The sequence below is a fragment of the Roseateles sp. genome (genome assembly GCF_036486225.1).
GTDB lineage: Bacteria > Pseudomonadota > Gammaproteobacteria > Burkholderiales > Burkholderiaceae_C > Roseateles.
On the sequence record NZ_DASVNZ010000039.1, the window covers coordinates 1 to 8,009 of the forward strand.

General features: G+C 70.0%; 9 protein-coding genes and 1 pseudogene. 7 read left to right on the forward strand and 3 right to left on the reverse strand.

The window, feature by feature from the left end:
• The 4 genes and pseudogenes from VF536_RS03550 to VF536_RS03565 form a co-directional block, all read left to right on the forward strand.
• Positions 1 to 821: pseudogene (locus tag VF536_RS03550) on the forward strand (hypothetical protein); the annotation flags it as partial.
• Positions 818 to 1,165 (forward strand): antibiotic biosynthesis monooxygenase, encoded by a 348-nt coding sequence (locus VF536_RS03555; protein WP_331613410.1) that lies wholly within the window; start codon positions 818 to 820, stop codon positions 1,163 to 1,165. The pseudogene VF536_RS03550 and the gene VF536_RS03555, both read left to right, overlap by 4 nt.
• Before the next feature lie 185 nt (positions 1,166 to 1,350).
• Entirely contained in the window at positions 1,351 to 2,541 is a 1,191-nt protein-coding gene (locus VF536_RS03560; RefSeq protein ID WP_331613411.1) for an acyltransferase, read from the forward strand.
• Positions 2,534 to 3,082 (forward strand): CreA family protein, encoded by a 549-nt coding sequence (locus VF536_RS03565; RefSeq protein ID WP_331613412.1) that lies wholly within the window; start codon positions 2,534 to 2,536, stop codon positions 3,080 to 3,082. The genes VF536_RS03560 and VF536_RS03565 overlap by 8 nt, the downstream gene beginning before the upstream one ends.
• Positions 3,083 to 3,110: 28 nt before the next feature.
• On the opposite strand, the gene VF536_RS03570 is transcribed toward VF536_RS03565, so the two are convergent.
• A complete protein-coding gene (locus VF536_RS03570) occupies positions 3,111 to 4,004 on the reverse strand; it encodes an oxidoreductase (RefSeq protein ID WP_331613413.1) in 894 nt (297 codons plus the stop codon).
• A gap of 119 nt (positions 4,005 to 4,123) precedes the next feature.
• Here VF536_RS03570 and VF536_RS03575 point away from each other — a divergent pair, with 119 nt between their 5' ends.
• Positions 4,124 to 5,074 (forward strand): AraC family transcriptional regulator, encoded by a 951-nt coding sequence (locus tag VF536_RS03575; protein ID WP_331613414.1) that lies wholly within the window; start codon positions 4,124 to 4,126, stop codon positions 5,072 to 5,074.
• A gap of 141 nt (positions 5,075 to 5,215) precedes the next feature.
• A complete protein-coding gene (locus VF536_RS03580) occupies positions 5,216 to 6,070 on the forward strand; it encodes a hypothetical protein (protein WP_331613415.1) in 855 nt (284 codons plus the stop codon).
• On the opposite strand, the gene VF536_RS03585 is transcribed toward VF536_RS03580, so the two are convergent.
• Positions 6,057 to 6,515 carry a rhodanese-like domain-containing protein gene (locus VF536_RS03585; protein WP_414710269.1) on the reverse strand — a complete coding sequence of 153 codons (459 nt, stop codon included), beginning with the start codon at positions 6,513 to 6,515 and terminating at the stop codon, positions 6,057 to 6,059. The genes VF536_RS03580 and VF536_RS03585 overlap by 14 nt on opposite strands.
• Positions 6,516 to 6,615: 100 nt before the next feature.
• Here VF536_RS03585 and ftrA point away from each other — a divergent pair, with 100 nt between their 5' ends.
• Entirely contained in the window at positions 6,616 to 7,563 is a 948-nt protein-coding gene (ftrA, locus tag VF536_RS03590; RefSeq protein WP_331613416.1) for a transcriptional regulator FtrA, read from the forward strand.
• 19 nt (positions 7,564 to 7,582) lie between these two features.
• Here the strand turns inward: ftrA and VF536_RS03595 are convergent.
• On the reverse strand, positions 7,583 to 8,009 hold a 427-nt coding region (locus tag VF536_RS03595; RefSeq protein WP_331613417.1), incomplete at its 5' end, for a lactonase family protein.

An 8,009-nucleotide genomic window follows, 5' to 3' on the forward strand; every position in this document is an offset into this window, starting at 1 on the left:
ACACCGCGCATGCGCCCGAGAAGGTGGCGCTGACGCGCGCGCTGCAGGCGCTCTCGGACGATGACGTCCGCGCCCATGCGCGACGACAGGCCGCGATCGCGCTGCAGGGCGGCTGGTCGCATTGGTCCTGGGCCGTTCCGGCGTCGACGGTCGCGAGCCTGCTCGGCCTCGAGATCCGCGATGTCGGCGCGCAACGGCGGCTGCATGCCGCCCTGCGCGCGATGGCGGCCGGCCTGGGCGCGAGTGCCGGCACCGACGCGATCCACGCGGCCGGCGACGCCGTCACCGCATTGCTGAATGCGCTCGACGATGCGGAGCGTCTTTCACCGGACGCGCCATTGCAATGGACCTTGCTTCGACACGCGGCCCCTGAGCGATGGACAGACCGCGCGGCGTTCACCGCCAACCGGCTGGCGCTGATCTGGCAGAGCCACGAGGCGGGCGCCGCGCTGCTCGGGCACGCTCTGCTCGAATGGCGGGCCACCGGTCGCGTGCCCTCGCGGGACGGACTGCTCCGAATCGCCCGCGACGGCGGGGCCGTGCGCGTGACCCGGCGCTTCGACGTGCGGCACGACCCCGCCGAACCCGTGAGCGTGCCGCTGACCGGCACCGACCATCCCTTCGGCGACGGCGCCCACCGTTGCCCGGGGCAAGGCCTGACACTGACCAGTCTGCACGCGGCACTGACCTGGCTCTCCGAGCAGACCGGCTTGCGCCTTCCGGAGCCGGCCGCACCGCTGTCGCTGCCCAACATGGACATCCCGCAATTCCTGGACAGCCTGGACGACCTGGGCAACTTGGACAAGGAGCCCCGCTCATGATCGCCGTCATCTTCGAAGTCATCCCCAGCGCCGATGGACGCGACCGCTACCTGGAACTCGCCGCGGAACTCAAGCCGCTGCTGCAGGAGGTCGACGGCTTCCTCAGCATCGAACGCTTCCAGAGCCTGACCGATCCCGACAAGCTGCTGTCGCTGTCCTTCTGGCGCGACGAGGAGGCGGTGCGCGAGTGGCGCCGCATCGAGGCGCATCGCGGCGCGCAATCCGAGGGCCGCGCCGGCGTCTTCGCCGACTACCGGCTGCGTGTCGCGTCGGTGCTGCGCGACTACGGCATGACCGAACGCGAGCAGGCGCCACCGGACAGCCGCGAGCGGCATCGCGGATGAGCCCGCCGCGCTCCCGGGCAGGCGCGCGTCGCGCCGGGCCTTGCGCGTAACGCTCGTAACGCGCCTTCCGCCGGGGTCTCGTCGTCCGCCCCGGCGATTTCGTCGCACGATCCGGCCTGGCGTCGGGCAGCGCGCCGAGAATCGCCGCCGCTCACACGACACGGCCTCGAGGCCGGACTCCGCTCATGTCCTCCCCTTCCCTGCCCGCCACGGGTTCACCGCGCCAGCACGGCCTGGACACGCTGCGCGCCGCCGCCATCCTGCTGGTCTTCGCGTACCACTACCAGGTCTTCGTCAGCGGCGCGCCGACCTTCGGCTGGCTGAGCAGCGTCGGCTGGGCGGGCGTCGACCTGTTCTTCGTGCTGAGCGGCTACCTGATCGCCAACCAGCTGATGGGCGGGATGAAGCGCGGGGAGCGGCTTTCGCTGCCGCGCTTCTACGGACGACGACTGCTGCGCACCTTGCCCAACTTCTACGTGGTGCTGGCGCTCTACTGGCTGTTCCCGCAGGTGATGGGCGGACGCGAGCCACCGCCGCTGTGGCGCTTCCTGACCTTCACGCAGAACATCTCGCTGACGCCGGGCACGGCCTTCTCCCATGCGTGGTCGTTGTGCATCGAGGAGCAGTTCTACCTGATGCTCCCCGCGGCCCTGATGCTGGGCGCGGCGCTCAAGCAGCACAGCCGCGCGCTGGCGTGGTCGTTGATCGGCGTACTGACGCTGGCGGCCATCCTCTGGCGCGACCACCTGTGGCGCCTGTACGGCACGCAGGATCCGTCGCTCGGCTACTACCCGCAGCTGTACTACGGCAGCCTCGCGCGGCTGGACGAATTCCTGCCCGGCGTCGCCGTCGCGTTGCTGAAGCACGGCCACGCGGACGTCTGGACCGCGCTGATGCGGCGCGCGAAGACGCTGCTCGCGATCGGCGCGGCGGCGAGCCTCGGCATGCTGACGCTGATGCTGCACTTCTATTACATCGACGACTACGGCTACGGCCACGCGATGAGCAGCTGGGGCTACAGCGCGCTGGCCTGGAGCTTCAGCCTGATGGTGCTGGCCGCGCTCGCGCCGCACGGGCCGATGGCGCGCGCCCGGGTCCCCGGTGCGAATGCCTTGGCGCGCTGGTCGTACGCGCTGTACCTGACCCACAAGCCGATCGCCTACGCGCTGGTCAAGCCGCTGGCGGCGTTCGGCCTGATGCGGGCGGCGGGCTGGACGGTGCCGGTGATCGCGGCGGCCTGCCTGCTCGGCGGATGGCTGCTGTACCGACTGGTGGAGCTGCCGTTCCTGAGCCTGCGGGACCGCTGGATCCCTTCGCAATTCGTCGACACGGCGCGTGCTACAACGGCGGATCCAAGGAGCCCCCAGCATGCGTAGCCCTCGTCTCACCGGCCCTCGTCTTTCCATTCCGTCCCGCCGTTCCCCTCCTTCCCGCCGCGCGGCGATCCTGTCCGTCGGCGCCGCCGCGCTGGCGCTCGTCGCCTCGGTGTGCGTGGCCGCGAGCGCCGAGGAGATCGGCGAAGTGAGCACGGTGTTCAAGTTCATCGGCCCGAACCACAAGATCGTCGTCGACGCCTACGACGACCCCGCCGTCGCCGGCGTGACCTGCTACGTGTCGCGCGCGAGGACCGGCGGCATCAAGGGCGGTCTCGGCCTGGCCGAAGACAAGTCGGAGGCGTCGATCGCCTGCCGCGCCGTCGGCCCGATCAGCTTCCCCAAGCCACTGCCCAAGCAGGAGGAGGTGTTCTCGGAGCGCTCCTCGCTGGTGTTCAAGCGGCTGCGCGTCGTCCGCATGGTCGACACGAAACGCAACACGCTGGTCTATCTGACCTACTCGGACCGCGTGATCGAAGGATCGCCGCAGAACAGCGTGACGGCGGTGCCGGTGGATCGGGGGACGGTGATCCCGGTGAAGTGACCGGCGCCGGCCAGAACCGCCGGTGACCTCAGGCGAGCGGCGCGTCGGTGCTGACGGTGACCGCACGCCACGCCTCGATCGACTCGTTCATGGCCGCCAGTTTCTGCTGCACCAGCCTGAGCGCGTCGCTGCCCAGCAGCAGATGCGCGGGCGGTTGGGGCCCGCCGACCGCGAGGTCCACGATCACGCGCGCCGCCAGCGCCGGATCGCCCAGCTGGCGGCCGCTCACGGCTTGGCGCCGCGCGCGGATCGGATCGAAGATCGCGTCGTAGTCGGCGATGCCGCGCTCCGCCCGCACCATCGACCGCCCCGCCCAATCGGTTCGGAAGGAGCCCGGCGCGATCGCCGTGACGCTGAGGCCCAGGCCCTCGACTTCCTTGCCCAGCGCCTCCGAGATCCCTTCCAGCGCGAACTTGCTGCCGCAGTAGTAGGTGATGCCCGGCATCGTGATGAAGCCGCCCATCGACGTCGTGTTGAAGATGCGCCCCGCGCGACGGCCTCGCATGAACGGCAGCACAGCCTTCATCATCGCGACCGCGCCGAAGACGTTGACCTGGAACTGGCGCAGGAGGTCCTCCATCGGGCTCTCCTCCAGGATGCCCTCGTGGCCGTAGCCCGCGTTGTTGATGAGGATGTCGATCGGACCGATGTCCGCTTCGATGCCCGCCACCAGCGGCGCGGCGAGCTCGAGCGCCGTCACATCGTGCTGGCGCGCGTGCGCCCGGCCGGGGCACAGCTGTTCGAAGTCGCGCGCCGCCTCGGCATTGCGCACGGTACCGACGACGACGTGGCCTTGCGCCAGCGCGCGATCCGCGATCGCTCGTCCGAAGCCGCTGCTGACGCCGGTGATGAGGAAGGTCTTGGCGGCTCGCTCCGACGATGGCGTCGACGATGACGAGGAATGTGCGTGGGTCGTGTTCATGGGAGTGAATGCTAGGAATCGACGGCCCGCTTGCGCAGACCTGCAAGCCCACCGGTCTTGCCTATTCCTCCATGGAGGCGCAGGCCGCGCGTCGTGGCGGCGAGAATCCTCGACATCCCATGTCCGACGCCACCCGCCAGCACCAGATCCGCGACCTGCTGCTCCAGCTCGCTCCGGCCGAGGGCTACACCGTGAGCCCGATCGACTCGGTCCGATGGCTGCGCAGCAACCGCCCGCTCGACAGCACGCCGGTGCTCTACGAGCCGGGCATCGTCTTCGTCTGCCAGGGCCGCAAGCGCGGCTTCATCGGCGACCGCACGCTCGTCTATGACGCGCGCCACTACCTGGTGGTCGCCGTGCCGGTGCCGTTCACGATGGAGACCGACGCCAGCGAAGCAGCGCCGCTGCTGGCCGCCTACCTGCGCCTCGATCCGGCGCTGGCCGCGGAGGTCGCGCTGGCGATCGACCAGAGCGGCATAGCCCGCGAGGACACATCGCCTGGACCGGCGGCGCCGCTCGGACTGGAAGCGTCGCCGATGGATGACCGGATCGAAGGCAGCTTGCTGCGCTTCCTCGAGGCGATGGCGGATCCCGTGGAGGCGGCGGTGCTCGGACCGGCGTTGCTGCGGGAGTTGTACTTCCGCATCCTCTGCGGCGCGCAGGGCGCGACCCTGCGGAGCGTGCTCGGCGAGCGCGGACACCTGGGCCGCATCGCATTGGCGCTCAAGCGCATCCATGCGGATTACGCCGAGCGTCTCGACGTCTCGCGCCTGGCGCGCGAGGCGGGGCTCGGACCGGCCGCCTTCCACGCGCATTTCAAGGCGGTCACGCAGACCACCCCGATGCAGTACCTCAAGTCGACGCGCCTGCATCGGGCCCGGCTGCTGATGCTGCACCAGGGCATGACGGCCGCTGCGGCCGCGGACCGCGTCGGCTACGAGAGCGCCTCGCAATTCAGCCGCGAGTTCCGTCGGCTCTTCGGACGGACGCCGCAGGCGGAGGTCGCGCGATTGAAGGCCTCGTTCGCCATCCCGGAGCAGGTCGACGAGGCGTTCGTGTCCTCTCATTGAGCGGCGTCGGGCGCCGCGACCGGCGCGTGGGCGTCCCGCGCCGCGTCATCCAGGGACAGGCCGCGGGTGACGCGCGACGCCCTCCTCGCTAGCCTGGACCGTCCGATGCGTGTCGGCATCGGCGCCAGCGAGGAACCGCACATGCCCGTCATCACCGTCTTCACGCCCGATGAAGTCGAGCACCGGGAGAACCCGGCGCCGCTCTCCGACTTCAACCGGCAGTTCCTCGCCCAGGGCGATTCGTGGTTCTCGCTGGGCGCGCTGCCGCTGAAGTCCTCGAATCTCTTCGACGGCATGTCGACCGACATCGCCGCTTGCGCCGTCAACTTCGCATCGCCCGGCGCGGTGCTCAAGCGGATGGTCGACGCCACCCGCGAGCGGAGATTCCTCAGCTATCTCAACGGCCCGCTGCGCCAGCCCTGGAGCGGGTTGCTGCTCTCGGGCGGCGGCAACGACCTCATCGACGCCGCGGCGGTCGGTCCGACCCATCCCCGCGATCGCAGACTGCTGGCCACCCGCGACGAGTGGGGTCAGGGCCTCGCCGAGGACCGGTTCCTGTCCAACGCGGGCTGGTCGACCTTCAGCGTCTATCTCGAGGCGGTCCTGAAGCAGATGCTCCGCGAGCGCGACAAGAGCGTGAACCGCGGCATTCCCGTGGTCCTGCATACCTACGACCTGGCCGTGCCGCGTCCTTCGGGCGTCGGCTTCGGCAAGGGCCCCTGGCTTCAGCCGTCGCTCGTGAAATTCGGCATCCCGGAAGCCGAATGGGCCGCCGTCGCCGCATTGATGCTCCGTCGGCTGAAGGCGCTGCTCTTCCAGATCGCGGCCACCATCCCCGACGGCTCGGTGCACGTGGTCAACACACAGGGCACGCTCACCCCGGCCTCGACCCAGGACACGGGGCCGACCGCCGACTGGATCAACGAGATCCATCCGACCTCGCCGGGGTACCGCAAGCTCAGTGCGTTGTGGAGCCCCGTGCTCAACCAGTTGTGAGCGCGCGGTCGATGTCAGTCTTGGTCTCGGTCTCGGTCTCGGTCCCGGTCTCGACGGCGAATCCCTCGTCGATCCAGCCGGTCAATCCGCCGATCATCAGCTTCACCGGCCGGCCGAGCCTGGCGAGCCGGATCGCGCCGCGGTGCGCGCCGTTGCAATGCGGGCCGGCGCAGTACACGACGAAGAGCGTGTCCATCGGGTACGCGGCCATCTTGCCCTCGGTGATCTTGCCGTGCGGCAGGCTCAGGGCGCCGGGCACGTGGCCGCGGCCGTAGAGCTCGTGGCTGCGCACGTCGAGCAGCACGAAGTCCTCGATGCCGCGTGTGAACGCGTCCTGCACGTCCCAGCAGTCGGTCTCGAAGGCGAAGGCCTCTTCGAAATGCGCAAGCGCCTGGGCGCTCGGCGCGGCGGGGATGGCGGCAACAGCGGAGATGTTCGAGCTCATCGGTGATTCCTTGAACGGAGTGGATCGATGGCGGTCAGTGTCGCGAAGGTCTCCTGCGCGGACGAGTGGCCGGAATGCCGTTGATCGGTAAGATCGCGCCATGCCTCATCTTGTCGCCATCCTGGCTTACGACCGGCTCTGCATGTTCGAGTTCGGCTGCGCGGTCGAGCTCTTCGCGCTCGAACGTCCGGAGCTCGGCGTGGACTGGTACCGGCACGCGATCTGCGCCGCGGAGCCCGGTCCGCTGCGCGGCACCGGCGGCGTGCGCATCGAGGCGCCACACACGCTGGCGATGCTGCGCCGCGCCGACACCATCGTCATTCCCGGCTGGCGCGATGCGGCCGAGCGGCCGCCCGAGGCGCTGCTCAAGGCCGTGCGCGCCGCCCACGCGCGCGGTGCACGGCTGTGCACGATCTGCTCCGGCGTCTTCGTGCTCGCGCACGCAGGACTGCTCGACGGGAAACGCGCGACCACGCACTGGCGATATGCCGAGCGCCTCGCGCAGGAGTTCCCGCTGATCGACGTCGATCCGTCCGCGCTCTATGTCGACGAAGGCCAGCTCATCACCTCGGCGGGATCGGCCGCCGGGCTGGACATGCTCATGCACCTGGTGCGCCGCGATCACGGTCCGCGCGTCGCCAACGCGGTGGCGCAGCGGCTGGTGATGTCGCCGCACCGCGAGGGCGGTCAGGCGCAGTTCGTGCCGCGGCCGATGCCTTCTGACGAAGCGAGCCCCATCGCCGTGCTGCAGGACTGGTTGCGCGCACATCCTCGCGAGGCCCACACCGTCGCGTCGATGGCCCGCCACGCCTTGATGAGCGCCCGCACGCTGCAGCGCCGCTTCAAGGAGGCCACCGGCCTGGCGCCGCTCGAATGGCTGACCCGCGAGCGCGTCGCCATCGCGAAGGAGCTGCTGGAGACGCGCGAGACACTCGACGTAGAGGCAGTCGCGGATCTCGCCGGGCTCGGCTCGCCGGAATCGATGCGGCGGCACTTCCGGTTGATGGGGCTGCCGGCGCCGTCGCGGTATCGACGTCAGTTCGGCTGAGCGCCCGGCCGTCCGGGGCTCAGCGGAACACGACGCAGGCCGCGCCCGGCATCGCGATGAAGCGGCCGTCGAAGCGCGGCAGCGCGTCCCCGTCGAGGTGGAACACGCAGATCTGATGACTGCGTTGCAGGCAGACCCACAACGCCCGCCCGTCCGGACTGAACGTCGCGCTGCGCGGGTAGCTCCCCTGCGCCCAGGTCTCGCCGCGCCAGGACGGGCGGCCATCCTCGTCGAGGTCGAAGACGGTGATCGCGTCATGCAGCCGGTTCAGCGCGAACAGCCGACGGCCGTCCGGCGCAATGAGCAGGTCCGAGGCGTAACTCAAGCCTTCGAATCCGGGAGGCAGGCTGCTGAGCCGCAGCCGATGCGTCAATCGGCCTGCCTCGTCCAGGCCCAGCCAGTCGAGCGCATTCGCCTGCTCGTTGAGCAGATAGACCTGCGCGTCA

Bases quoted from the DNA above. Each gene is read 5' to 3' on its own strand.
- VF536_RS03555 (WP_331613410.1), top strand. From the start codon at position 818: ATGATCGCCGTCATCTTCGAAGTCATCCCCAGCGCCGATGGACGCGAC.
- VF536_RS03560 (WP_331613411.1), top strand. From the start codon at position 1,351: ATGTCCTCCCCTTCCCTGCCCGCCACGGGTTCACCGCGCCAGCACGGC.
- VF536_RS03565 (WP_331613412.1), top strand. From the start codon at position 2,534: ATGCGTAGCCCTCGTCTCACCGGCCCTCGTCTTTCCATTCCGTCCCGC.
- VF536_RS03570 (WP_331613413.1), bottom strand. From the start codon at position 4,004: ATGAACACGACCCACGCACATTCCTCGTCATCGTCGACGCCATCGTCG.
- VF536_RS03575 (WP_331613414.1), top strand. From the start codon at position 4,124: ATGTCCGACGCCACCCGCCAGCACCAGATCCGCGACCTGCTGCTCCAG.
- VF536_RS03580 (WP_331613415.1), top strand. From the start codon at position 5,216: ATGCCCGTCATCACCGTCTTCACGCCCGATGAAGTCGAGCACCGGGAG.
- VF536_RS03585 (WP_414710269.1), bottom strand. From the start codon at position 6,515: ATGAGCTCGAACATCTCCGCTGTTGCCGCCATCCCCGCCGCGCCGAGC.
- ftrA (WP_331613416.1), top strand. From the start codon at position 6,616: ATGCCTCATCTTGTCGCCATCCTGGCTTACGACCGGCTCTGCATGTTC.